The organism is Paracoccus suum (assembly GCF_003324675.1).
Lineage (GTDB): Bacteria > Pseudomonadota > Alphaproteobacteria > Rhodobacterales > Rhodobacteraceae > Paracoccus > Paracoccus suum.
Map to the genome: position 1 here is coordinate 1,639,698 of NZ_CP030918.1, position 24,080 is coordinate 1,663,777.

Annotated in this window: 21 protein-coding genes; 12 read left to right on the top strand and 9 right to left on the bottom strand. The window is 66.3% G+C overall.

The genetic code is table 11. The annotated features are described in order from the left end of the window. Positions 1-29: 29 nt before the first annotated feature. The 5 genes from DRW48_RS08000 to DRW48_RS08020 are packed head-to-tail and all read left to right on the top strand — an operon-like array spanning position 30 to position 4,966. Positions 30-590, top strand: coding sequence for a F0F1 ATP synthase subunit delta (locus DRW48_RS08000; RefSeq protein WP_114075954.1), 561 nt, complete (start codon positions 30-32; stop codon positions 588-590). Continuing rightward, on the top strand, positions 590-2,128 hold the full coding sequence (gene atpA / locus DRW48_RS08005) for a F0F1 ATP synthase subunit alpha (RefSeq protein ID WP_114075955.1): 1,539 nt from the start codon (positions 590-592) through the stop codon (positions 2,126-2,128). The genes DRW48_RS08000 and atpA overlap by 1 nt, the downstream gene beginning before the upstream one ends. Before the next feature lie 12 nt (positions 2,129-2,140). After that, entirely contained in the window at positions 2,141-3,022 is an 882-nt protein-coding gene (locus DRW48_RS08010) for a F0F1 ATP synthase subunit gamma (RefSeq protein WP_114075956.1), read from the top strand. Between the two features lie 24 nt (positions 3,023-3,046). Next, positions 3,047-4,510 (top strand): F0F1 ATP synthase subunit beta, encoded by a 1,464-nt coding sequence (gene atpD / locus DRW48_RS08015; protein ID WP_114075957.1) that lies wholly within the window; start codon positions 3,047-3,049, stop codon positions 4,508-4,510. Between the two features lie 9 nt (positions 4,511-4,519). Continuing rightward, entirely contained in the window at positions 4,520-4,966 is a 447-nt protein-coding gene (locus tag DRW48_RS08020; protein ID WP_114075958.1) for a F0F1 ATP synthase subunit epsilon, read from the top strand. Between the two features lie 67 nt (positions 4,967-5,033). On the opposite strand, the gene DRW48_RS08025 is transcribed toward DRW48_RS08020, so the two are convergent. Further along, positions 5,034-5,684, bottom strand: coding sequence for an SDR family NAD(P)-dependent oxidoreductase (locus tag DRW48_RS08025; RefSeq protein ID WP_114075959.1), 651 nt, complete (start codon positions 5,682-5,684; stop codon positions 5,034-5,036). Positions 5,685-5,786: 102 nt separating this feature from the next. Between DRW48_RS08025 and DRW48_RS08030 the strand changes: the two genes are divergently transcribed. After that, positions 5,787-6,107 (top strand): ArsR/SmtB family transcription factor, encoded by a 321-nt coding sequence (locus tag DRW48_RS08030; RefSeq protein ID WP_114075960.1) that lies wholly within the window; start codon positions 5,787-5,789, stop codon positions 6,105-6,107. Then, a complete protein-coding gene (locus DRW48_RS08035) occupies positions 6,104-6,586 on the top strand; it encodes an SRPBCC family protein (RefSeq protein WP_114075961.1) in 483 nt (160 codons plus the stop codon). The genes DRW48_RS08030 and DRW48_RS08035 overlap by 4 nt, the downstream gene beginning before the upstream one ends. 73 nt (positions 6,587-6,659) lie before the next feature. On the opposite strand, the gene gltA is transcribed toward DRW48_RS08035, so the two are convergent. Together gltA and gltX are read right to left on the bottom strand one after the other, a co-directional pair. Next, positions 6,660-7,952 (bottom strand): citrate synthase, encoded by a 1,293-nt coding sequence (gene gltA, locus DRW48_RS08040; RefSeq protein WP_114075962.1) that lies wholly within the window; start codon positions 7,950-7,952, stop codon positions 6,660-6,662. Positions 7,953-8,008: 56 nt separating this feature from the next. Beyond that, complete coding sequence (gene gltX / locus DRW48_RS08045) at positions 8,009-9,430, bottom strand: glutamate--tRNA ligase (RefSeq protein WP_114077446.1); 1,422 nt, start codon at positions 9,428-9,430, stop codon at positions 8,009-8,011. A 140-nt stretch (positions 9,431-9,570) separates the two neighbouring features. On the opposite strand from gltX, the gene DRW48_RS08050 reads away from it, so the two are divergent. Next, positions 9,571-12,114 (top strand): ComEC/Rec2 family competence protein, encoded by a 2,544-nt coding sequence (locus DRW48_RS08050; protein WP_162784703.1) that lies wholly within the window; start codon positions 9,571-9,573, stop codon positions 12,112-12,114. Positions 12,115-12,342: 228 nt separating this feature from the next. Here DRW48_RS08050 and DRW48_RS08055 read toward each other — a convergent pair whose 3' ends face one another. Together DRW48_RS08055 and rimO are read right to left on the bottom strand one after the other, a co-directional pair. Beyond that, positions 12,343-13,209, bottom strand: coding sequence for a sulfotransferase family protein (locus DRW48_RS08055; RefSeq protein WP_241963205.1), 867 nt, complete (start codon positions 13,207-13,209; stop codon positions 12,343-12,345). Between the two features lie 114 nt (positions 13,210-13,323). Continuing rightward, the gene (gene rimO / locus DRW48_RS08060) at positions 13,324-14,691 is read right to left on the bottom strand and encodes a 30S ribosomal protein S12 methylthiotransferase RimO (RefSeq protein WP_199286203.1); all 1,368 of its coding nucleotides are present in this window, start codon (positions 14,689-14,691) and stop codon (positions 13,324-13,326) included. Positions 14,692-14,820: 129 nt separating this feature from the next. On the opposite strand from rimO, the gene DRW48_RS08065 reads away from it, so the two are divergent. Next, positions 14,821-17,931: a calcium-binding protein gene (locus DRW48_RS08065; protein WP_114075966.1), complete on the top strand. Its 3,111-nt coding sequence runs from the start codon at positions 14,821-14,823 to the stop codon at positions 17,929-17,931. 3 nt (positions 17,932-17,934) lie between these two features. On the opposite strand, the gene DRW48_RS08070 is transcribed toward DRW48_RS08065, so the two are convergent. The 3 genes from DRW48_RS08070 to DRW48_RS08080 form a co-directional block, all read right to left on the bottom strand. After that, positions 17,935-18,696: an ABC transporter permease gene (locus tag DRW48_RS08070; protein WP_114075967.1), complete on the bottom strand. Its 762-nt coding sequence runs from the start codon at positions 18,694-18,696 to the stop codon at positions 17,935-17,937. 103 nt (positions 18,697-18,799) lie between these two features. Continuing rightward, on the bottom strand, positions 18,800-19,747 hold the full coding sequence (locus DRW48_RS08075) for an ABC transporter ATP-binding protein (RefSeq protein WP_114075968.1): 948 nt from the start codon (positions 19,745-19,747) through the stop codon (positions 18,800-18,802). A gap of 68 nt (positions 19,748-19,815) precedes the next feature. Beyond that, positions 19,816-20,067 (bottom strand): BolA family protein, encoded by a 252-nt coding sequence (locus DRW48_RS08080; RefSeq protein ID WP_114075969.1) that lies wholly within the window; start codon positions 20,065-20,067, stop codon positions 19,816-19,818. 70 nt (positions 20,068-20,137) lie between these two features. Here DRW48_RS08080 and DRW48_RS08085 point away from each other — a divergent pair, with 70 nt between their 5' ends. Next, on the top strand, positions 20,138-20,761 hold the full coding sequence (locus DRW48_RS08085) for a J domain-containing protein (RefSeq protein WP_114075970.1): 624 nt from the start codon (positions 20,138-20,140) through the stop codon (positions 20,759-20,761). Between the two features lie 18 nt (positions 20,762-20,779). Here DRW48_RS08085 and DRW48_RS08090 read toward each other — a convergent pair whose 3' ends face one another. Further along, positions 20,780-21,229: a nucleoside deaminase gene (locus DRW48_RS08090; protein WP_114075971.1), complete on the bottom strand. Its 450-nt coding sequence runs from the start codon at positions 21,227-21,229 to the stop codon at positions 20,780-20,782. A gap of 128 nt (positions 21,230-21,357) precedes the next feature. Between DRW48_RS08090 and DRW48_RS16515 the strand changes: the two genes are divergently transcribed. Together DRW48_RS16515 and DRW48_RS08100 are read left to right on the top strand one after the other, a co-directional pair. Beyond that, the gene (locus DRW48_RS16515) at positions 21,358-23,418 is read left to right on the top strand and encodes a pseudouridine synthase (RefSeq protein ID WP_338418410.1); all 2,061 of its coding nucleotides are present in this window, start codon (positions 21,358-21,360) and stop codon (positions 23,416-23,418) included. Between the two features lie 330 nt (positions 23,419-23,748). After that, on the top strand, positions 23,749-23,973 hold the full coding sequence (locus DRW48_RS08100) for a hypothetical protein (RefSeq protein WP_338418411.1): 225 nt from the start codon (positions 23,749-23,751) through the stop codon (positions 23,971-23,973). The last annotated feature ends 107 nt before the right edge of the window (positions 23,974-24,080 follow it).

Below are 24,080 nucleotides of genomic sequence, written 5' to 3' on the forward strand. Positions count from 1 at the left end.
GGGGCCATGCGTTAACGGGAAGGACGACCGTGGCCCAATCAGCTTCGATTTCCTCTGGTGTCGCCGGGCGTTATGCGCAGGCGCTGTTCGACATCGCGCGCCAGGACGGCAGCGTCGAACGTCTGTCCGGCGAGGTCAAGGCACTGACCGAGACCCTGGAGGGCAGTGACGAGCTGCGCGCCGCCCTCGCCTCGCCGGTGCTGACCCGCGAGGACCAGGGCCGGGTCGTGTCCGCCGTTGCTGAACGCATGAACCTGTCCCCCGAGCTGAAGAACACCCTGGCCCTGATGGCCCAGAACCGCCGCTTGTTCGCGCTGCCCCATTTCCTGAAGGCGCTGGACCAACTGTCCGCCGACGCACGCGGCGAGGTCACGGCCGAGGTCGTCACCGCCCAGCCCCTGAGCGCCGAGCAGACCGAGCGTCTGATCCGCAGCCTGGGCGAGAAGTCCGGCAAGACCGTCAAGCTGAATGCCTCCGTCGATGAAAGCCTCATCGGCGGCATGATCGTGAAACTGGGCTCGAAGATGATCGACACGTCGGTCCGCTCGCGCCTGTCCTCCCTGCAGAATACGATGAAAGAGGTCGGATAATGGGACTTCAGGCCGCCGAAATCTCGGCAATCCTCCGCGACCAGATCCGCAATTTCGGCCAGGACGCCGAAGTTGCCGAGGTCGGCCAGGTGCTGTCGGTCGGTGACGGGATCGCCCGTGTCTACGGTCTGGACAGCGTCCAAGCCGGCGAGATGGTCGAATTCCCCGGCGGCATCCGCGGGATGGTGCTGAACCTCGAGACCGACAACGTCGGCATCGTGATCTTCGGCGATGACCGCAACATCAAGGAAGGCGACACCGTCAAGCGCACGCGCTCGATCGTGGACGTTCCGGTCGGCAAGGCGCTGCTCGGCCGCGTCGTTGACGCGCTGGGCAACCCGATCGACGGCAAGGGCCCGATCGAGACGACCGAGCGTCGCGTCGCCGACGTCAAGGCGCCCGGCATCATGCCGCGCAAGTCGGTGCACGAGCCGATGGCGACCGGCCTCAAGTCGGTTGACGCCATGATCCCCGTTGGCCGCGGCCAGCGCGAGCTGATCATCGGCGACCGCCAGACCGGCAAGACCGCGCTCGCGCTCGACACCATCCTGAACCAGATGAACTACAACGGCCGTGAAGCCGACGGCATGAAGACGCTGCACTGCTTCTATGTCGCCATTGGCCAGAAGCGTTCGACCGTCGCACAGCTGGTCAAACGCCTCGAGGAATCGGGCGCCATGGCCTACACCACGGTCATCGCCGCGACCGCCTCCGAGCCGGCGCCGATGCAGTACCTGGCTCCCTATGCCGCGACCGCGATGGCGGAATATTTCCGCGACAACGGTATGGACGCGCTGATCGTCTATGACGACCTGTCCAAGCAGGCCGTGGCCTACCGCCAGATGTCGCTGCTGCTGCGCCGTCCGCCGGGGCGCGAAGCCTACCCGGGCGACGTGTTCTACCTGCACTCGCGCCTTCTGGAGCGTTCGGCCAAGCTGAACGAGGACAACGGCTCGGGTTCGCTGACGGCGCTGCCGATCATCGAAACCCAGGCAGGCGACGTGTCGGCCTATATCCCGACCAACGTGATCTCGATCACCGACGGCCAGATCTTCCTCGAGACCGAACTGTTCTTCCAGGGCATCCGCCCGGCGGTGAACACCGGTCTGTCGGTCAGCCGCGTCGGCTCGGCCGCGCAGACCAAGGCGATGAAATCGGTCGCCGGCCCGGTCAAGCTGGAACTGGCCCAGTACCGCGAGATGGCTGCGTTCGCGCAGTTCGGCAGCGACCTCGACCCGGCGACGCAAAAGCTGCTGAACCGCGGCGCGCGCCTGACCGAGCTGATGAAGCAGCCGCAATACTCGCCCCTGACCAACGCCGAGATCGTGATCGTGATCTATGCCGGCACCAAGGGCTATCTGGACAGCCTGCCGGTGCGCGACGTCAGCAAGTGGGAGCATGGTCTGATCCAATACCTGCGCAACCAGAAAGCCGACCTGCTGGACGACATGACCCGCAATGACCGCAAGGTCAGTGGCGAGCTGGAGGCGTCGATCAAGGGCGCGCTCGACGCCTACGCCAAGAGCTACGCAGGCTGAGGGACATAGGGGATGCCAAGCCTCAAGGACCTCAAGAACCGGATCCAGAGCGTCAAGAACACGCGAAAGATCACCAAGGCGATGCAAATGGTCGCCGCCGCCAAACTGCGCCGCGCGCAGGAGGCGGCGGAGGCTGCGCGCCCTTATGCCGACCGCATGGCAGCCGTCATGGCCGGGCTGACCACGGGTTCGGTCGGCTCCGACAGCGCGCCGCGCCTGCTGACCGGGACCGGCAGCGATCAGCGTCACCTGCTGGTGGTGCTGACCTCCGAGCGGGGTCTGGCCGGCGGCTTCAACAGCGCCATCGTCAAGCTGGCACGGCTGGAGGCGCAAGCCCTGGCCGCCAAGGGCAAGGACGTGACTATCGTCACGGTCGGCAAGAAGGGCCGCGAACAGCTAAAGCGTGAATACGCCAGCAGCTTCCAGCGCCACTTCGACCTGAGCGAGCTGAAGGCGGTGAACTATGCCACCGCCCGCGAGATCGCCGAGGACATCCTCGAGCGGTTCGAGGCCGGCAATTTCGACGTCGCGACCCTCTATTACAACACCTTCCAGAGCGTGATCGCGCAGGTCCCGACCTCGCGCCAGATCATCCCCGCCGTGGTCCCTGAAGGGGCTGGCGAGGTTGGCGGGGCAACCGCGCTCTATGACTACGAGCCGGGCGAGGACGTGATCCTGCACGACCTGCTGCCGCGTTCGGTGGCGACCCAGGTGTTTGCCGCGCTGCTGGAAAACGCCGCGTCCGAGCAGGGCGCGCGGATGACGGCCATGGACAACGCCACGCGCAACGCCGGTGACATGATCGACCGCCTGACGACGCAGTACAACCGCTCGCGCCAGGCCGCGATCACCAAAGAACTGATCGAAATCATTTCGGGCGCCGAAGCGCTCTGACCGCACTGACGAAGGGGTAAGACCATGGCAGACGCTGCCCGCAACATTCTGGCCGACGAGCCGAGCCAAGCCGGTGCGCAGGGCCGGATCACCCAGGTCATCGGCGCTGTGGTCGACGTACAGTTCGACGGCCATCTGCCGGCGATTCTGAACGCGCTCGAGACCGAGAACAACGGCAAGCGCCTGGTTCTGGAAGTCGCTCAGCACCTGGGCGAGAACACCGTCCGCACCATCGCCATGGATGCGACCGAAGGTCTGGTCCGCGGCGCGCCGGTGTCCGACACGGGCGGCCCGATCATGGTTCCGGTGGGTGACGGCACGCTGGGCCGCATCCTGAACGTCGTCGGCGAGCCGGTGGACGAGGGCGGCCCGATCCCGGCCTCCGAGACCCGCTCGATCCACCAGCCGGCGCCCGAGTTCGCGTCGCAGGCGACCACGACCGAGATCCTGGTCACCGGCATCAAGGTCATCGACCTGCTGGCCCCCTATTCCAAGGGCGGCAAGATCGGCCTGTTCGGCGGTGCCGGCGTCGGCAAGACCGTTCTGATCCAGGAACTGATCAACAACATCGCCAAGGTGCACAGCGGATACTCGGTGTTCGCCGGCGTTGGCGAGCGGACCCGCGAGGGCAACGACCTCTACCACGAATTCGTGGAATCGGGCGTTATCGACAGCGAGGACCTGACCAAGTCCAAAGTGGCCCTTGTTTACGGGCAAATGAACGAGCCGCCGGGCGCCCGCATGCGCGTCGCGCTGACCGGCCTGACCCTGGCCGAGCAGTTCCGCGACCAGTCCGGCACCGACGTTCTGTTCTTTGTCGACAACATCTTCCGCTTCACCCAGGCCGGCTCGGAAGTGTCGGCGCTGCTGGGCCGCATCCCCTCGGCCGTGGGCTATCAGCCTACGCTTGCGACCGACATGGGCTCGATGCAGGAGCGGATCACCTCGACCCGCGCCGGCTCGATCACCTCGGTGCAGGCGATCTACGTTCCGGCCGACGACCTGACCGACCCGGCTCCGGCGACTTCGTTCGCCCACCTCGACGCCACCACCGTGCTGTCGCGTGCGATTTCGGAACTCGGCATCTACCCGGCCGTGGACCCGCTGGACTCGACCAGCCGGATCCTCGATCCCGCCGTCGTGGGTGAAGAGCACTACCAGGTTGCCCGTGACGTGCAGGGCGTGCTGCAGCGCTACAAGTCGCTGCAGGACATCATCGCCATCCTCGGCATGGACGAGCTGTCCGAAGAGGACAAGCTGACCGTTACCCGCGCGCGCAAAATCCAGCGCTTCCTGTCGCAGCCGTTCGACGTGGCTCAGGTGTTCACCGGCTCGCCCGGCGTGCAGGTGCCGCTGGCCGATACCATCGCCAGCTTCAAGGCCGTGGTTGCGGGCGAATACGACCACCTGCCGGAATCGGCCTTCTACATGGTCGGCGGCATCGAGGACGTGAAGGCCAAGGCGCAACGCCTCGCGGCCGACGCGTAAGGGGGCGTCATGGCCGATACGATGCAGTTCGACCTCGTCTCGCCCGAGCGGAGCCTGGTCTCCGTCGCGGCGCGCGAGGTTCGCCTGCCGGGCAATGACGGCGATCTGACCGCCATGCCCGGCCACGCGCCAACCATCATCACGCTGCGTCCCGGCATGGTCACCGTGGTCGACGCCTCGGGGACCGAGACCGAGTTCGCGGTCACCGGCGGCTTTGCCGAGATCGCTGGCGACAGCGTCTCGCTGCTGGCAGAGCGCGGCCACCCGCGGTCCGAGATGACCCAGGAGCTGTATAACGAGATGCTCGTCGAGGCGCATCGCAAGCGCAAGGCGATCGAGACCCGCGCCGAGCGTGGCGATTCGGCGGTTGCTGCGGCGATCAAGCTGCTGGCCGACATGGAGGCCCTGGGCACCCATATCGGCCTCGATCCCAATCAGGCGTCAGTTCCGCACTGAGCGCCTGCAGGCGACATAAAAAGGCCCCGGCAGCGATGCCGGGGCTTTTTCGTTTACTACCCTTTGCTCAGTCGAGGAGGCGGGTCAGGATGTCGTCGGCCACGTCCTGCGGCTGCGCCAGCGGGGCGCGGTTCTCGCCGGGAAAGAAGCGCGCGCGCAGGGCGGTCGGCATAGGCGGCGGTGCCTCGATCAGCACACGGGGGCCCAGCTTGACGGTCTCGGCCTGCCAACTGCGGGCGAGGGCGATCTGCGCCGATTTGCTGGCTGCGTAGCTGCCAAAGAACGGCTCGCCGGCACGAGGGTCGTCGAAGAACATAGCGGTCCCCTGACGGGCGAGCAGCAGGGGCTCCAGCAGCGGGATCAGCGTGGCGGTTGCAGTAGCATTGATCGCCAGCGACTTGGACCAGTCCTTCGCGTCGACATGGCCGGCCGGGGTGAGCGGCGCGGCGTGGATTGCGCTATGCACCCACAGATCGAGACCGCCCCAGCGCCCCGCGATGGCCTGTGCCAGTTGGGTCATCGCCTCGGGCAGGGTGACGTCCATCGGCGCCAGCGTAGCCGCACCACCCGCGGCGCGAATGCGGTCATCCAGTTCCTCCAGCGCGCCGGTGGTGCGCGCAACGGCCAGCACATGCCAGCCTCGCGCGCCCAGCCCCGCGGCCAGTGCCGCGCCCAGACCCCTTGAGGCCCCCGTCACCAGAGCGATTTTCTGTTCCATGCCGGGGCAGTGCCACTGCCGTCACCGGCCCGCAAGCGGAAAGACACTTAGTCGATCACCTAACCATTGCCGCGGACCTGCGCGGCATGATATTTGCGGACCATGACCCGGCTGGACCGCAGCTTTCATGCCCTTGCCGACCCGACCAGACGGGCGGTTTTGGCACAGCTGACCGGCGGCGAGGCCAGTGTCAGCCAGTTGGCCGAACCTTTTGCGGTAAGTCTGCCGACCTTCCTCGCGCATTTGCGCGTGCTGGAGGAGGGCGGGCTGATCCACACCCGCAAGCAGGGGCGAGTGCGCCTCTGCCGGCTGGCGACGGGCGGCTATGCGCCGCTGCAGGAGTGGTTGGAGGCGCAGCGCCAGCTTTGGGAAGGGCGCAGCGATCGTCTGGCAGAATTCGTCACAAGGGAACCAGAATCATGAAAAGCACCACCACTGTCGACGGCAACGACCTGATCATCACCCGCCACATCGCTGCCTCGCCCGAGCGCATCTGGCGCGCGCTAACCGACGCCGACGAGTTGAAGGAATGGTTCGTTCCCAAACCCTGGCGCATCACCAAGGCGGTAATCGAGGCTCGGCCCGGTGGCCGCTTTGTCACCGCCATGGTCGGCCCCAATGGCGAGAACGAGGAGTGCGGAGCCAGCGAGGGCTGCGTGCTGGTGGCCGAGCCGAACCGGCGGATCGCCTGGACCGATGCCATGTCCGGCGGCTATCGACCCAACGAAAAACCGTTCATGACCGCGATCATCACCCTCGAGCCGTCGGGCGGCGGGACGACCTACACGGCACGCGCGCTGCACAAGGACGCAGCCGACCGCGACCGCCATAGTGAGATGGGTTTTGCAGAAGGCTGGGGCACCTGCCTCGAACAACTTGCCGAGCGCGTCGAGGCGGACTGACCGCCCTGAAACGGCGCAAAGAAAAACCCCCGGCGCCGCGAGGTGCCGGGGGTTCGAATTGTGCGGGCCGGGATTAGCGGCTCTTCAGATCCACATAGTCGCGGCGACCCTCGCCGATATAAAGCTGGCGCGGGCGGCCGATCTTGAGTTCCGGATCGCCAATCATCTCTTTCCACTGGCTGACCCAGCCGACCGTGCGCGACAGGGCAAAGATCGGCGTGAACATCGAGGTCGGGAAGCCCATCGCCGACAGGATGATGCCCGAGTAGAAGTCGACGTTCGGATACAGCTTCTTCTCGATGAAGTAATCGTCCTCAAGCGCGATCCGCTCGAGTTCCTTGGCGACCTTCAGGGTCTCGTTGTTTTCGATCCCCAGCAGGCTAAGCACCTCGTCGGCGCTCTCCTTCATCACCTTGGCGCGCGGATCGAAGTTCTTGTAGACCCGGTGGCCAAAACCCATCAGGCGGAACGGATCGTCCTTGTCCTTGGCCTTGGCGATGTATTCCGGAATGCGATCGACGGTGCCGATCTCCTCCAGCATCTCCAGCGCGGCCTGGTTGGCGCCGCCATGCGCGGGGCCCCAGAGGCAGGCGATGCCGGCGGCGATGCAGGCAAACGGGTTGGCGCCCGACGAGCCGGCAAGCCGCACGGTCGAGGTCGAGGCGTTCTGCTCGTGATCGGCATGCAGGGTAAAGATCAGGTCCATGGCGCGGGCCAGGGCTGGATCGACCACGTATTTCTCGGCCGGGACCGAGAAGCACATGTGCAGGAAGTTCGCGGCGTAACTGAGGTCGTTCTGCGGATACACGAACGGCTGGCCAATCGAATACTTGTAGGCCATCGCCGCGATGGTCGGCAGCTTGGCGATCATCCGCATCGACGCGATCTCGCGCTGCATCGGATCGGTGATGTCGGTGCTGTCGTGATAGAATGCCGACATCGCCCCGACCACGCCGACCATGGTCGCCATCGGGTGGCTGTCACGGCGGAAGCCGCGGAAGAAATAGTGCATCTGCTCATGCACCATGGTGTGGCGCGTGATCCGCTCTTCGAAATCGGCCAGTTGGGCGGCATTGGGCAGCTCGCCCTGCATCAGCAGGTAGCAGACCTCGAGGTAGTGGCTGCTGGTCGCAAGTTGCTCGATAGGGTAGCCGCGATACCACAACTCGCCCTTGTCACCGTCGATATAGGTGATCGCGCTCTCGCAAGCGGCGGTCGAGGTAAAGCCGGGGTCATAGGTAAAGACGTCGGCGCCGCTGTACAGTTTGCGGATGTCGACCACGTCTGGCCCGACGGTAGGCGACAGAATCGGCAACTCCAGCGTCCGGTTCGCGACCGTCAGGGTCGCGCTTTTGGTGTCTGCCATTGCAGTCCTCTTTTCACTTTGCCCGCCAATGGCGGAGCGGAAGTCCTCGCTGGTGCTTAGCCTTGCTGATCCCCGAGTCGGGCCAGCGTCTCATCGCGGCCAAGCGCCACCATCATGTCGAAAACGCTGGGGGTCGAGGTCCGGCCGGCCAGCGCTGCCCGAAGCGGCGCCGCAACCTTGCCCAGACCCAGGCCCTGCGCCTCGGCCACGGCCTTCGCCGCAGCCTCCAGATCGTCTCGGCTCCACCTAACATCCGGTAACGCGAGCGTCAACGCGGTCAGTATACCACGGGATACCGGATCGAGTGCACCCTCGGCCTTGGCATCGAGAGCCAGCGGCCGCTCCGCCAGCGCAAAGGCGGCCTGGTCCAGTAACTGCGGCAGGGTCCGTGCCTTTTCCTTCAATGCCGGCAGGATCGCGACCAGCCGCTCGCGCGCGATCGGCGTCAGCGGGGCGGCGCTGGTGGCGGCCAAAAAGCTATCGATCTCGGCCATCAGGGCGGTGTCGTCCATTTGGCCGATATGCCAGCCCGAGACATGCTCTAGCTTCTTGAAATCCAGCCGCGCCGGGGCCTTGCCGATGCCGCCCAGATCGAACCATTCAAGCGCCTCGGCGTCACTGAAAAGCTCGTCATCGCCATGACTCCAGCCGAGGCGCGCCAAGTAATTGCGCATCGCCGCAGGCGGGTAGCCCAAAGCGGCGAACTCGTGCAGTCCGACCGCCCCGTGCCGCTTGGACAGCTTCTTGCCGTCCTCGCCGTGGATCAGCGGGATATGGGCAAAGAGCGGAACGTTCCAGCCCATTGCCTGGTAGATCTGCATCTGCCGCGCGGCATTAGTCAGGTGATCGTCCCCGCGGATGATATGTGTGACGCCCATGTCGTGATCGTCCACCACTACCGCATGCATATAGGTGGGTGTGCCGTCACTGCGTAACAGGACCATGTCGTCCAGTTCGGCATTGGCGAAAGTGACGTCGCCCTGCACTGCGTCGCGCACGACCGTCTGGCCATCACGCGGCGCGCGCAGGCGGATGGCATAGGGGGCGTCGGGACGGCTGGCGGCGTCCGCGTCGCGCCAGGGACTGAGGAACGGTTGGTGCGGGTGACCCGCCCGCCAGGCCTCGATCTCGGCCGGGGTGCTGTAGCAGGGATAGGCGCTGCCGTTGGCCATCATCTCGCGCGCAACTTCGGCATGCCGCGCGCCACGCGCGAACTGGCTGATCGGCTCGCCATCCCAATCGAGACCAAGCCATTGCAACCCCTCAAGGATCGCCCGGCTGGCCGCTTCGGTCGAGCGGGCGCGGTCGGTATCCTCGATCCGCAGCAGGAAGGTGCCGCCGTGGCCTCGGGCGTAGAGCCAGTTGAAGAGCGCCGTCCGCGCCCCGCCGATGTGCAGATAGCCGGTGGGCGAGGGGGCAAAGCGCGTGACGGGGGGGCGAGGCGCAACGCCGGAGGCGAGCGGCGAGGGGGCGGTCATGTCGGACATAAGATGCGCTTCCTGCGGCGGACGGGGCGGCCGTTAACCTTCTGGAAAGCTCCGTGGGGTTAGGATCGCCGCGACTGATAGCGGGCAGGCAGAGGGGTGTCCAGCAGGTGCAGGGGGCAGCGGCGTCAGGCGTGCGGTCAGGATCGGGGACACTGACCGGCGTAGTGCTGGCGCCATACGCCACCCGGCCGCGCGCCCAAGCGGCGGCGCCCCCCGCCCGCCCCTCTGCGCTGGCGCGGGCCGGCTGGTTTCCCTGGCTACCGGTCTGGCTGGCATTCGGGATCGGACTATGGTTCGCGCTGCCGGTCGAACCGGGACCACTGGCGTATGCGCTAGCTGGGGTCACTGTCCTCGGCGGTCTGGGAGCATGGTGGCGGGTGCCGCGCCTGGCGGAGAGCGGCGCCCTTCCGTGGGCGATGAGTGATGGCTTTCGGCTGGCCGGACTGGCCCTCGCCGTCGCTGCCGCAGGGTTCGCGGTCGCCGGCATTCGCTCGGCCCAGGTGGCGGCGCCGATTCTCGGCTGGCGCTACCACGGCCCGATCGAAGGCCGTCTGGTCGAGGTTGACCGCTCGGCGCGCGATCGTATCCGGCTGACGTTGGACCAGGTGGCCTTGCGCGACCTCGCCCCGTCCCGAACCCCGCGCCGGGTGCGCCTGTCTCTGGGCGAGGAAGGCGTCGCAACCCCCATTCCTCCACCTGGCACACGGGTCATGACCACCGGATACCTCGGGCCCCCGCCCGGCCCCGCAGCGCCGGGCAGTTTCGATTTCCGCCGCCAAGCCTGGTTCGAGGGGTTGGGCGCAATCGGCTACACCCGGAATCCGGTGATGGTGGCTGAGCCGTCGGTGGGGGGCGCCCAGATGTGGCTTCAGCGCCTGCGCCAACGCATGTCCCTGGCAATGCAGCAGGCCATCGGCGGACAGGAGGGGGCGGTCGCGTCGGCCCTGATGACCGGCGATCGCTCGGGGATCGCCGAGGCAACCAACGCCGTCATGCGCGATGCCAATCTTTATCACATCGTGTCGATCTCAGGCTTGCATATGTCGATGCTGGCGGGGTTCATTTATGGCGCGCTGCGGATCGCACTGTCGGCGCTGAGCGCGGCAACCGGGCGCGGCGCGGGCAGGCCGGTCCATAAGCTGGCCGCCGGGGTCGCCTTGGCGGCGGCGGCCTTTTACATGGCGCTGTCGGATGGCGGCGTCGCGACCGAGCGCGCCTTTGTCATGATCGCGGTCATGCTCGGCGCCATCATCGTCGATCGTCGCGCGATTTCGCTCCGGACCGTCGCACTGGCCGCCCTGATCCTGCTGGTGCTGTCCCCCGAGGCACTGACTCAGCCCGGATTCCAGATGAGCTTTGCCGCTACCGTTGGCCTGATCCTCAGCGCTGGCCCATGGTCCCGCGTCTCGCCCCGGGTTCCCCGGTTGTTGCGGCCGGTTGCGATGTTGCTGCTGTCGTCGGCTGTCGCGGGATTCGCGACCGCGCCGCTGGCCGCCGCGCATTTCAATCGCATGTCAGAATACGGACTGCTGGCGAATCTTCTGGCAGTGCCCCTGATGGGGGCGGTGGTGATGCCAGGCGGCGTGATCGCGGCCTTGTTGGCGCCGGTCGGGTTTGCGCAGCCTGCCTTGTGGATCATGGGCATCGGGACCGGCCTGATGCTGGACATCGCGCGGTTCATCTCCGGACTCCACGGCGCGGTGTCGACGGTCCCCTCGCCGCCGGGCGCGGTGATCCCGTTGCTCGGCCTCGGCGGGGTGCTGCTCGCCTTGGGCGGGGGTGGGCTGGGGCTGCCCCACGGCATGGTCCGGGGCATCGGCGCGGCGGTGCTGACGCTCGCGATGGCTCTTTGGCTGACCGCCACGCGCCCGGCGCTGCTGATTGCGGCCGAGGCGGACGCGGTCGGCTTGTTGACGCCGGCGGGACGGACCATGTCCAAGCCCAAGGGCGGCAGCTTTGCCGTTGCAACCTGGCTGGCCGAGGACGGCGACATCGCCTCGTCGGAGGCTGCCGGAAACCGTGCCGGTTGGTCCGGTCCGGCGGGTGTCCGAACGGCGCAGCTTCCGAACGGGCGAACCGTCGTGCATCTGACAGGCAAGGGTGCTGAGGATGCCCTCGCAGCGACTTGCAAGAACGGAGGGGTGGTAGTCGCAGCGATTGACGACCGGCCCCGCGGGAGTGGTGAGCGGGTGCCCTCGCGAGGGGCGGCGCAGGGCCAGGGAGGCAGCGCAGGGACCGCAAAAGCGGCAATAGACTGGAAGTCTGCCGCCAACGTCACGCGAACGGGGAATAAGGAGGGCTCCAATAAAGAGGCCCGAAGCCGCGGTCGCGATACAAGCGCGGGAGCTGAAAAACAGATCGCCGATTGCCAACGGATCGACCTGAATTCACTTCGCCTGACGGGCGCTGTGGCCATTTCCGCGGACGGCAGCATGCGGACAGTTCGCGATGCAGCAGGAGACCGCCCTTGGTCAGGCCGCGCCAAAAATGCGCGCCCGCGCTTCGCTGATCTGCAGTTCCGGAGAGGCGGGAGGGTGCAGGCAACGCCCGACAAGACCTACTCGGACTCATCTACGCGGAAGGCCATCCCGCGTGGGCAAGACCAAGAAGCGAACGGAAGTTTGTCTCCCGGGCAACGCGGCCCCGATCAGCAAGCTGGAGGCCGCGCAGAATAGGAGGGTCTTGCAAAAGCGCACACAAGAGGTGCTGCTCAGGTTGTTCAAATGCCATGACTGTAGCCGATCTTCGCTCCAGCGGCCGATTTGGACCGCCAAAGTGTCCGCTAGCCCGGGCTACACTCCACGACGCGCAACACCTCGACCGGGGAACCAGTCTTCGCGTCCTGCCCCCTGGCTTTCGGGCTCGGGATTCAAACGTAGGGCAACTGGTCCAGGCCGACAAACCTAACGGATATCATCAAGGAAATACGGCCCGAATTCGTCCGACAGGAAATCATACTGCGGCCGCAATCTGTCGCGCAGTGCGGCCATTGCCTCGGGCGGCACCTCGATGTCCTTGGGCCCCTCGAATACTCGCACCTTGGGATTGGCATAATCCCATTGGATCAGGCCGCAATGCCGTTCGACCTCGGCCAACAGGCCGCGCGGATCATGTTTGATCCGCCCATAGGGCAGCACCAGCAGCCGATGCCCGAAGTGCTTTCGCCAGCGCGGCAGATAAGCGGCATAGTCCCCGCGATTGGCGAGGACCGGGTTCGCGACCTCTTTCATCCAGGCATCAAGGTTTTCCGGCGTCCGGCGCTCGCGCGCGAGGTTCATGCGCAGTTGCGATGCCGCGCGATCGGCCGGATCGCGGATCAGATACACGAACCGCGTTTCGGGCAGCATCTGCGCGGCAAACGCGACCCCCTCCTCAGGCAGGGTCGAAAACTCCGGCGTTACGTCCAGAGGCAGAGTTCCTTCGGGCGCAGGATGGAATATCCCGCGATACCATTTGTCGGAATATATGTCCGGCGAGGTCGAAACGCTTGTGATATATCCTTCCATCGCCGGCGGAATGATCTCACCACGGCGCAGGTAACGGGCGCGAATCTCCTCGGGCTTTTTGCGAAAGTGCCAGTCGATCCACTGGCGGTGCTCGGGAATGAAGCGGTGATTGAAGAAATGGGTTTCCTTGAAAGGCGTCGCCCAGACCTGCGGGTGCTGGCCCAGCATCTGGCTTAGCCAGGAGGTCCCGGCCTTTTGTGCGCCGATCCCCACGATCAGGGGATCGCGGCCCTTGCCGTTGTTGTCCCAAGCCATTTCACGCATGGGGACGCGCCGGAACTCTTTGGCCAGAAAACTCCGGACAATTAACATCGTGAGACGGCACATTCGCGCGCAGTTGAGACAAGCGGTCCCCCTCCGCAGCAGCGTCATCTGCCCTCACAGCCGGCCCCACAGATCATATTCCCCGGCCTCGTCCACCGTCACTTCGACCATATCGCCGGCGTTCAGCGCCTCGAAGCCTTCGTCGATGAACAGGTTGCCGTCGACCTCCGGCGCGTCTGCCTTGGTCCGGCAGGTGGCGCCCGCTTCGTCCACGCTGTCGACCATCACCGTCTCGCGCCGGCCGACCCGGGCGGCCAGCTTGCCTGCGCTGATCGCTTGCGCCTTGGCCATGAAGCGGTCCCAGCGGTCCTGTTTGACCTCGGGGGCGACGTGATCGGGCAGCAGGTTCGCCCGCGCGCCCTTGACGTCCTCGTACTGAAAGCAGCCGACGCGGTCGAGTTGCGCCTCGTCCAGCCAGTCGAGCAGGGTCTGGAACTCGGCCTCGGTCTCGCCCGGATAGCCGACGATGAAGGTCGAGCGCAGCGTCAGGTCCGGGCAGATGCCGCGCCAGGCGGCGATCTCGTCCAAGGTACGTACGGCCGCGGCCGGGCGGGCCATGCGGCGCAGGGTATCGGGATGCGCATGCTGGAACGGGATATCCAGGTAGGGCAGCACCAGCCCCTCGGCCATCAGCGGAATCAGTTGGCGCACATGCGGGTAGGGATAGACATAGTGCAACCGGATCCACATCCCCAGACTGCCCAGATCGCGTGCCAGATCGGTGATATGGGCGCGGTGGCCGCGCTCCTCGGCATGGCGCAGATCGAGGCCATATGCGGAGGTGTCCTGACTGATGACGAGGAGTTCGCGCACGCCTGCCTCCGCCAGCCGCTCGGCCTCGCGGACGACGGCATGCGCCGGCCGGCTGACCAGTTTGCCGCGCATGTCGGGGATGATGCAGAATTTGCAGGCGTGATTGCAGCCTTCCGAAATCTTCAGATAGGCATAATGACGCGGCGTCAGGCGTACGCCGGAGGCGGGCAACAGGTCCACGAACGGGTCCGGCTGAGGCGGCACGCTGGCATGGACGGCGTCCAGCACCTGCTCGTATTGCTGTGGACCGGTCACAGCCAGAACCGAGGGATGGGCCCCGGTGATGTAGTCCGGCTCGGCCCCGAGGCAGCCGGTGACGATGACCTTGCCGTTGGCGGCGATCGCCTCGCCGATGGCCTCGAGGCTTTCCGCCTTGGCGCTGTCCAGAAAGCCGCAGGTATTCACGATGACCGCGTCGGCGCCCTCGTAATCGGGGCTTATGGCGTAACCCTCGGCCCGCAGGCGGGTCAGGATACGCTCGCTGTCGACCAGCGCCTTGGGGCAGCCGAGGCTGACCATCCCGATGCGGGGCTGGCCAGGCCGCAGAGGGGCCTCCGGCAAAAGGGTGCGAGCGCGGTCGGGGCGCAGGTCGGGCGGGTTCAGGGTCATGGCGGGCATATACGGCCTGGGACGGCATCCGGAAAGGGCCGCAATCTGGTTAAAATGCGCGACAACCTTTGGTTGCGCGAGGGCCAACGGCGTGTTTGCTGAAGCTGCAAGACGCCACAGGATCGCCGCATGCTCTCATCCACCCAGGACGGCGACACCCTGCTGATTACCGGTGCGGCGTCCACCCTGACCCGGATCGTATATCTGGGCACAGCAATGGAGGTGGCCGGCGACGATAAAGCGTGGAGCATGGGGTTCTCGGGCCACGGGTTCGATCTGACGACGATCACCGGGACCGGGGTGACGTTCACCTTCGGGCCCTTCGCCAGCAATCCTTCGGACCTTTACACCGTCTTTGGCACCAACTTGGGTGATGTCATCACCGGCGCGCCCCTGGATGGCAACGGCGGTTTGCCGGCTGGCCTGCGCCTCTACGGGCGCGGGGGAAATGACAGCCTGATCGGCGGTGCGGGCAGCGACAGCCTGAACGGCGGCTATGGCAATGATGTGCTACAGGGCGGCGCAGGCAACGACACCTTGGTCGGCGGCCCGGGCTCGGACACGGCCGTTTACCTGGGCGCCGATGCCGTCCGGGTCGATCTGCGCCTGACGGGGGCGCAACTGATCGGGGTATCTTTCGGCTACGATCTGTTGCAGACGGTCGAGCATGTCTCTGCCGGCAGTGGTGACGACGAATTGATCGGCGACGACGCAGGCAACCGGCTGACTGGCGGCACGGGCGCCGACACGCTGATCGGCAACGGCGGCTCCGACACGCTGGATGGCGGGGCGGGCGACGACATCTATTACGCAGACAGCGCCGATCTTGTGATTGAGGGCGAGGATGCCGGGTTCGATACTGTCATCTCGGCCGAGGCGGCGACGCTGCTTGCCAATCTCGACGCCTTGCGGCTGACCGGCACGGCCTCGATCACAGGCACCGGCAATGACCTCGACAATCTGATCATCGGCAATGATGGCCAAAATACACTCGCTGGCGGCGCCGGGGCCGACACCCTCCAGGGTGGTCTCGGCAACGATGTCTACGAATGGGACGGCGAGGACCTGATCGTCGAGGCCGCGGGCGGCGGGATCGACACCTTGCGCGCCGAGGTCGATGCGGCCCTGCCAGACGAGGTCGAGGTCCTGGTCCTGGCGGGATATGGCCTGCTTTCGGGCACCGGCAACGGCTTGGCAAATAGGATCATCGGCAATGCCGACGACAATCAGCTGACCGGCGGATTGGGACGCGACACGCTTGAGGGGGGGCTCGGCAATGATCGCTACGTCCTGGGTACGGGGGACGCTGAGGATCTGGTCGTCGAGGCCGCAAATGCCGGGATCGACACGATCTACAGCGCCAATTCGATCGCAGTTCCCCTGAATGTCGAGAATGCCAGCCTGACGGGCACGGGGGCCAATGCCGTGGTCGGCAATACGCTGGGCAACCTCATCATCGGGAATGCCGCGGCGAACCGTCTGACCGGCGGTGGCGGCAGCGACACCATGGATGGCGGGGGCGGCGCCGACATCTATTTCGCCGATAGCGAGGACATGGTGCGCGAGGTGGTGACCGACAGCTTTGTCGATGTCGTCTACTCCAGCGGCTCGATGGATCTCGGCAACGGGATCGAGTGGCTCTTTCTGACCGGCACCAGCGACAGTTTTGGCCGGGGAAACACGCTGAACAACCGCATTACCGGAAACGCGGCGTCCAACCTGCTGGATGGCCGCGAGGGGGCAGACTCGCTGCTCGGCGGCGGTGGGGACGACGTCTACATGACCGACGGCCACGACATCATCGTCGAAAGCGCGCTCGGCGGATATGACACTGTCATCTCCTCGGGTTCGGTCCGGCTGGCGGCCTATACGGAACGCCTGATGCTATCGGGGATCGGAAACCTCACCGGGATCGGCAACGATCAGTCGAACCTGATCCTCGGCAACGGCGGCGCCAACTACCTGGACGGTATGCAGGGGCGCGACACGCTGATCGGGGGCCTTGGCAACGACACTTATGTCTACGATCCGCTGGATCTGTTGACCGAGGCGAGCGACGGCGGCGTCGATACCCTGATAAGCTCTCTCTCCGCCGCTCTGCCAGTGAACTTCGAGGTGCTGCGCCTGACGGGATACGGCGCGATTGCCGGAACAGGAAACGCCGCGAATAATTCGATCTACGGCAACGTCGGCAACAACGTCCTGAACGGCGGTGCGGGAACTGACGTCATGGCGGGCGGCTATGGCAACGATATTTATGATACCGATGGACGCGACGTCATAATCGAGGTGGCGGGGCAGGGAACCGACTCGGTGCGGACGACCGGCAATTACACCTTACCTCAAAACGTCGAATGGCTGTTTTCCGCATCCAGCAGTGGTCTTTCGCTGGGAGGCAACGCTTTGGCGAACCGGATCACCGGCGGGGTGGGGGCCGATACGCTGAACGGCCACGGGGGCGCGGATGTGCTGATGGGCGGGGCAGGCAACGACCTCTACGTAGTCTATCCCGGCACCGTGGTGGTCGAACGACCGGGTGCAGGCACGGATACCGTGCTGGTCAGCAGCAACTATTCCATGACCCCCGGGGTCGAGCGGTTGATCGTTGGCGGCTATGGGGCAGTCTCGATTCTGGGCTCGCGGGAGGCGAATTACATCGCCGGCAATGTCGCTGCCAACCGGCTGACGGGCGGGGGCGGCCGCGACACGCTGGCAGGCGGCGGCGGCAACGACATCTATATCGTCGATAGCGATGATACGGTGATCGAGCGATATAATCAGGGCTTTGACACCGCCTACAGCAGCGGGTCATGGACAATGCCGCCAGGCGTAGAGCATCTGGTCCTGTCCGGTCTCGCGGGCACCGGGCTCGGGAACGCCGAGGCGAACCGGATCACCGGCAGCGCGGCGGCAAACCGTCTCTTCGGCTTGGCCGGTAATGACTTGTTGTTCGGCGGGAGCGGCAACGACCGGCTCGTTGGGGGCGCGGGCAGCGATGTCCTGAATGGCGGGGCAGGCTACGACCGCTTTGTCTTCGCCCGGGGCGAGGGGCGCGATGTCATCACCGACTTCCAGAATGGATACGACCGCATCGAGATCGCGACGGGGGCGGAGCGTTACGCCGACTTGAGCATCGCTCAGGTCGGGGCCCACACCTGCGTCAGCTTTGCGGGCACCCAGATCGTTCTGGCCAATACCTCCGCGCGGCTGGTCGACCCGGGCGATTTCGTCTTTGTATGACGATCACTCGCGCAGGCGCCAGCCGGTCAGGAAGATCCAGCGGACAGCCGCAAGGCAGATCATCAGCACTATCGCGACCGCGACCAGCGACACCCCGACAGGCACGTCCGCCAGGTCAAAGAAGGCCCATCGGAACCCCGAGATAAGGTAAAGGACCGGGTTCAGCTTAGCCACGCCCGCCCAAAACGGCGGCAGCATGGAGGCCGAATAGAACGCGCCGCCCAGAAACACGAGCGGCGTGATGACCATCATCGGAATGATCTGCAGCTGCTCGAAATTCTTGGCCCAGAGCCCGATGATGAAGCCGATCAGCGAGAATGCGACCGCCGTCAGCACCAGAAAGGCCAGCATCCAGATGGGGTGGGCAATGCGAAGGTCGACAAAAAAATAGCTGGTGGCGAGGATCAGCAGCGCGATGAAGATCGCCTTCGTCGCTGCGGCGCCGACATAGCCCAGCGTCACCTCGACCCAGCCGGTGGGCGAGACCAGGATCTCGTAGATCGTGCCGGAAAACTTTGGGAAGTAGATGCCGAAGCTGGCGTTGGCGACTGACTGCTGCAGGACCGTCAGCATCATCAGGCCGGGAACGATGAACGCGCCGTAGGGCACCCCCTCGACCGACTGGATGCGTCCGCCGATGGCCGCGCCGAAGACCACGAAATAGAGCGTGGTCGAGATCACGGGCGAGGCGATGGATTGCGTCAAGGTACGGAAAAAGCGCGTCATTTCGTGACCGAAAATGGCGCGAATGGCTGGCCAGTTCATGCGCTATGCCTTGCTCGTAAGGGGGTGGTCTCGTCGTATGAGGATGCGGCGCGATCCGGCGAGTCAGGATGGCTATCTGGCACCCAGGCCCCGGTCGCCGGCATCACCCGGCGCGCTCCTCGGCGCCAGTGTCATTGCCAATCAGGCTAAGGAACACGTCCTCCAGCCGCGATTGCTCGGTCGCCACGTCGCGCACACCTATGCCACGCGCGGCGATGTCGGACAGCAGGCGCCCGATGCCGGTGCGCTCGGCCCGGTGGTCGTAGTCATAAGTCAGGCGCCGGCCATCAGGCGACAGCGTCAGACCGCGGTCCAGCCATTCCTCGGGAAGGCTCGTCAGCGGATCGTCCAGTTCGACGACCATCTGCTTGCGCCCGAACTCGCCCATCAACTCGGCCGTGGGACGCACCAGCATCAGTCGACCGCGACTGATGACGCCGACCCGGTCGGCCATTTCCTCGGCTTCCTCGAGATAATGGGTGGTCAGGATCACGGTAACGCCCTCGGCGCGCAGGCCGCGCACGACCTCCCACATCTCGCGGCGCAGGGCGACGTCGACGCCCGCGGTCGGCTCGTCGAGAAACAGGACGCGAGGGCGGTGGGCCAGGGCCTTGGCGATCAACACGCGGCGCTTCATCCCGCCCGACAGCTCCTTGGTTATGGAATCGCGCTTGTCCCACAGCGCGAGGCTGCGGAGCACCCGTTCAAGCCAGGCGGGATCGGGCGGCAGGCCATAGAGCCCGCGAGTGAAGGCGACCGAGCGCTCGACCTTTTCGAACGGCTCGAGCGCAATTTCCTGCGGCACCAGCCCGATCAGCCGCCGGGCGGCGCGCCAGTCGGTGCGGATGTCATGGCCGCCCACGCGCACCGTGCCATCCGTCGGCACCACCAGCCCGCAGATGATCGAGATGAGGGTCGTCTTGCCAGCCCCGTTGGGGCCGAGCAGGGCCAGGATTTCGCCCTCCTCGATATTCAGCGTGACGTCGCGCAGCGCCTCGGTGCCCGCGGCGTAGCGTTTGGACAGGTGGTCAATCTCGATGATGGGGGACATGACGGAATCCTTTGCCGGACGGCCGCCGGACGCTAGGACGATGCGTGCGGCAATGTCCACCGCTGGGTTCAGGCCTCGTCCAGCTCCAGCGCCAGGGCGTGGATGCGCGGGACGATGTCGCCGAGCGTGCTGTGCACCAGGCGGTGCCGGGCGACGCGGCTGATGCCAGCAAAGGCTGGGCTGGCCATGCGGATGCGGAAGTGCGTCTGCCCGCCCTCGCGCCAGCCGCCGTGGCCGCGATGGTCCTCGCTCTCATCCAGCACCTCCAGCCGCGTCGGCTGCAGGACCGCCAGCCGGTCGGTCATCTGCTGCGTGATCATGGTCCACCCCCCTTCCGTGTCGCGTCGAATAAAGTAAACTCGCCGTCCCGGATCGGAAAGGCCGAGGTTGATGAGTAAAAGTGATCCCTTCGGATTCGACATGTCGGCCGCGTCCGACAAAAAGCGCCGGGCCAAGGGGCGGCGTGGGATGTCGGGTGCGTTCGAGACATCGACCCGCCGCTGCGACAAGGAAGGATGCGACCTGCCCGGCCAGTATCGCGCCCCGAAATCACCGCGCGCGCTGGATGATTATTTCTGGTTCTGCAAGGATCATGTGCGCGAATACAACCTGAACTGGAACTATTTTCAGGGCCAATCCGAGGAGGAATTCCAGCGGTTTCTGGACAATGCGACGGTATGGGAGCGGCCGACCCGGCCCTTCGGGCAAGGCTCGCAGGACCAGGCCTGGGCGCGCCACGGTGTCAGCGATCCCATGGAGATTCTGGGGGCGAACGGCACCTCGGCCGCCGCGCGTGTGAGCAACCGCAGGCTGCCCCCGACCGAGCGCCGTGCGCTTGAGATCCTGTCTGCCAAGGACAGCTGGTCCCGGACCGAAATTCGCCAGCAATACAAGTCGCTGGTCAAGGATCTTCATCCCGACATGAATGGCGGCGACCGCAGTGATGAAGATCGCCTGCAGGAGGTCGTCTGGGCCTGGGACCAGATCAAGGACAGCCGCAGTTTTCGTGACTGACAGGGCGCGCGCCCCGCGTCAGCGCCTTTCGGCAAAAAACCTCTGCAGCAACGCCTGCGCCTCAGGCGCGGCGATGCCCCCATGCACCTCGGGGCGGTGGTGGCACTGCGGGTGGCTGAACACCCGCGCTCCATGCGCCACGCCGCCCATGCGAGGGTCCGCGGCGCCGTAATACAGCGTCTCGATCCGCGCGGCCGAGATCGCGGCGGCGCACATGGGGCATGGCTCGAGCGTGACCCAAAGCCGGTAGCCGGGCAGGCGCGGCGAGCTGGCGGCCGCACATGCCGCGCGCAGAACCAGGATTTCGGCATGGGCGGTGGGATCGGCCAACTGGATCGTTCGGTTGCCATCGGCGGCTGCAACCCGGCCCGCCGGGTCCACCAGCACCGCGCCGACCGGCACCTCGCCCCGCAATGCGGCGGCGCGCGCCTGATCCAGGGCGGCGGGCATATGGCTGGTAAACGGCATATCCCGTCCATGCCCCCACGGGCCCGGCCCGCGCAAGAGGCTCGCAGCCGCACGAACTGCATTCCCGCCGGTCGCGTTGCCTGCTAGAGCCGACCGCTTGCCACCGCAGAGACTGCGAAGGAGTCGCCATGCACGATCAAGAACCCCGCCCCGAATCTGATCCCGTCCCGGATCAGACCCCTGATTCCCCCGACTCGCAGGCGGATGCGCCCCAGGTCGAAGAGCCGAAGAATGCGCCGCTCGCCGGCGAGGCCATCGATGAACCGCAGCCCGTGCCGCCGGCAGAGGACCTCCCGGAGGATCTGCCGGATGATTCCGACCCATCTGATGGCGACGTGCCGGTTGATGGGCCGACTGCAAACTACAAGACACGCACCGCAGCAAAGTCCCGCGCGCCATCCCCGCCCGCGCAGGACGGCGATCGAATCGCCAAGATCATGGCCCGAGCCGGCGTCGCCTCGCGTCGCGATGCGGAGCGGATGATTCTCGAGGGTCGGGTCCAGGTGAACGGCTCGGTCATCCGCAGCCCGGCGCTGGACATCCGTGCCAGCGACCGGGTCGAAATCGACGGACAGCCGCTCGACGCGCCGCAGCCGACGCGCGTGTGGCTCTACTACAAGCCGGTCGGCCTCGTGACCTCGGAATCGGACGAGAAGGGGCGCCAGACGATCTTCGACGCCCTGCCGCGCGATCTGCCGCGGGTGATGACGATCGGCAGGCTGGACCTTACGTCCGAAGGCCTGCTGCTGCTGACCAATGACGGCGAGTTGAAGCGCCGGCTGGAGCTGCCGTCGACCGGCTGGATGCGCCGCTATCGGGTGCGGGTGAACGGCCAGCCAAACCAGCTTACGTTCGAGCCGCTGCGCCGCGGGGTCGAGATCGATGGCGAGCAATTCGCGCCAATGGAGATCGAGATGGACAGCCAGCAGGGCGCCAACGCCTGGCTGACCGTTGGCATCCGCGAGGGCAAGAATCGCGAGATTCGGCGGGCGATGAACCATGTCGGGTTGATGGTGAACCGCCTCATCCGCGTCAGCTACGGCCCGTTCCGCGTGACCGGCCTCGACAAGAACGAGGTCCGCGAGGTCAAACGCCGTATCCTGCGCGACCAACTGGGCAACCTGCTGACGGGCGATCAGGACGCCCCCGAGGACGAGGCTTCCGCCCGTCCTCAGCGCGGCCGCCCTGCAGCCGACGGCGCACGCAAACCGCGTCACGATTCCGGCAGCCGCGGCGCGCCCCCGCGCACCGGCTACGGAGAGCGTCCGGCGCGCACCGAGGGTGAGCGCCCCGCGCGCTACGGCGACAAGGCTCCTCGGACGGGCGGCTATGGCGATCGCCCGGCCCGTGCCGATGGCGAGCGTCCGGCCCGGAGCTTTGACAAAGGTCCGCGGACCGGTGACCGCCCGGCGCGGCCGGACGGCGAACGCCCCGCACGCTACGGTGACAAGGGTCCGCGGACGGGCGGATATGGCGACCGGCCCGCACGCGCCGATCGCGAGCGCCCGGCCGGCAGCTTTGAGAAAGGGCCGCGGACCGGGGGCTACAAGCCGCGCACCGATGATAATCGTCCGGCACGTGCGGACGGCGAGCGCCCCGCGCGCTACGGGGACAAAGGCCCGCGGACGGGTGGGTATGACAACCGTCCTGCCCGCGCCGAGGGTGCGCGTCCCCCGGGTAGCTATGATAAAGGCCCCCGGAGCGGTGGCTATAAGCCGCGCACGGACGGCGACCGCCCGCCGCGGCCGGATGGCGAGCGTCCTACCCGCTATGGCGATAAGGGGCCGCGGACCGGTGGATACGGCGACCGTCCCGCCCGCCCCGAGGGCGAGCGTCCGGCGCGAAGCTTCGACAAGGGTCCCCGGGCTGGTGGCTACAAGCCGCGGACCGATGGCGATCGTCCCGGCCGCCCCGAGGGTGAGCGTCCCGCGCGCAGCTTCGACAAGGGCCCTCGCACCGGTGGCTACAAGCCGCGCACCGACGGGGACCGCCCGGCGCGGACTGAGGGAGAACGCCCCGCGCGAAGCTTCGATAAAGGCGCACGCCCTGCGGTTGGGGGTTCGGGGCGAGGGCCTCGGCCTGGCGCTCCGAAGGGCGGCGGGTCTGGCAGTGCCGGCGGGACGGGACCTCGCGGGCCCAGGCCCGGCGGCGGCGCGCCGCACAAACCTCGGGGCAACACGGGGCGGTAACATTTCGGTCAGCCCGGCACCAAAAGCCGGGCTGATTTATGCGAGCGCACGCCCGCTGTGCGACTTGCGCCACAGGGGGCCAAGGTATCCCGAGAACCCTTTCCGTGCAGGCCAGATTGGCGCGGCGTTGCCTTGCGACCACGCCTGCCCAGGCTGTGTTTCGAGCCCGGAACCGGCCCCTCCAAAGGGTGTTGTCCAATATGCAACAGTCAGCCTGATCTGCATCCCGACCACCGCCGCGGCGGCTTTTCAAGTAGGGGGGATTGTGCGACTGTCGCTTCGATGTTGTCAGAGATGGCAGCTTTCAAGAGTAGAATACGGAGCATGATCATGACCAAATTCGCTACCTTCGCCGTGGCCCTCGGCCTCTCGGCTTCGACCGCTCTCGCCGGTGGCTACGTTGCCCCCGTCGTTGACGTCGCCCCGGTCGTCGTGGACACCAAGCCGGCCTCGTCGAACGCCGGCCTGATCGTCCCCGCCCTGCTGCTGCTGGGCGTTGCCGCTGCTGTCGCCGCGGACAACAACGACGACGACGACGACGACACCACCAACTGATTCCGCTGCGCCTCGCGGCGCGACCGGACGGAAATGCAGGGGCTGGCCGAAAGGTCGGCCCCTGTTATTTTATCATTACGCCGCGCAAAATTCGCTCGCCATTAAAT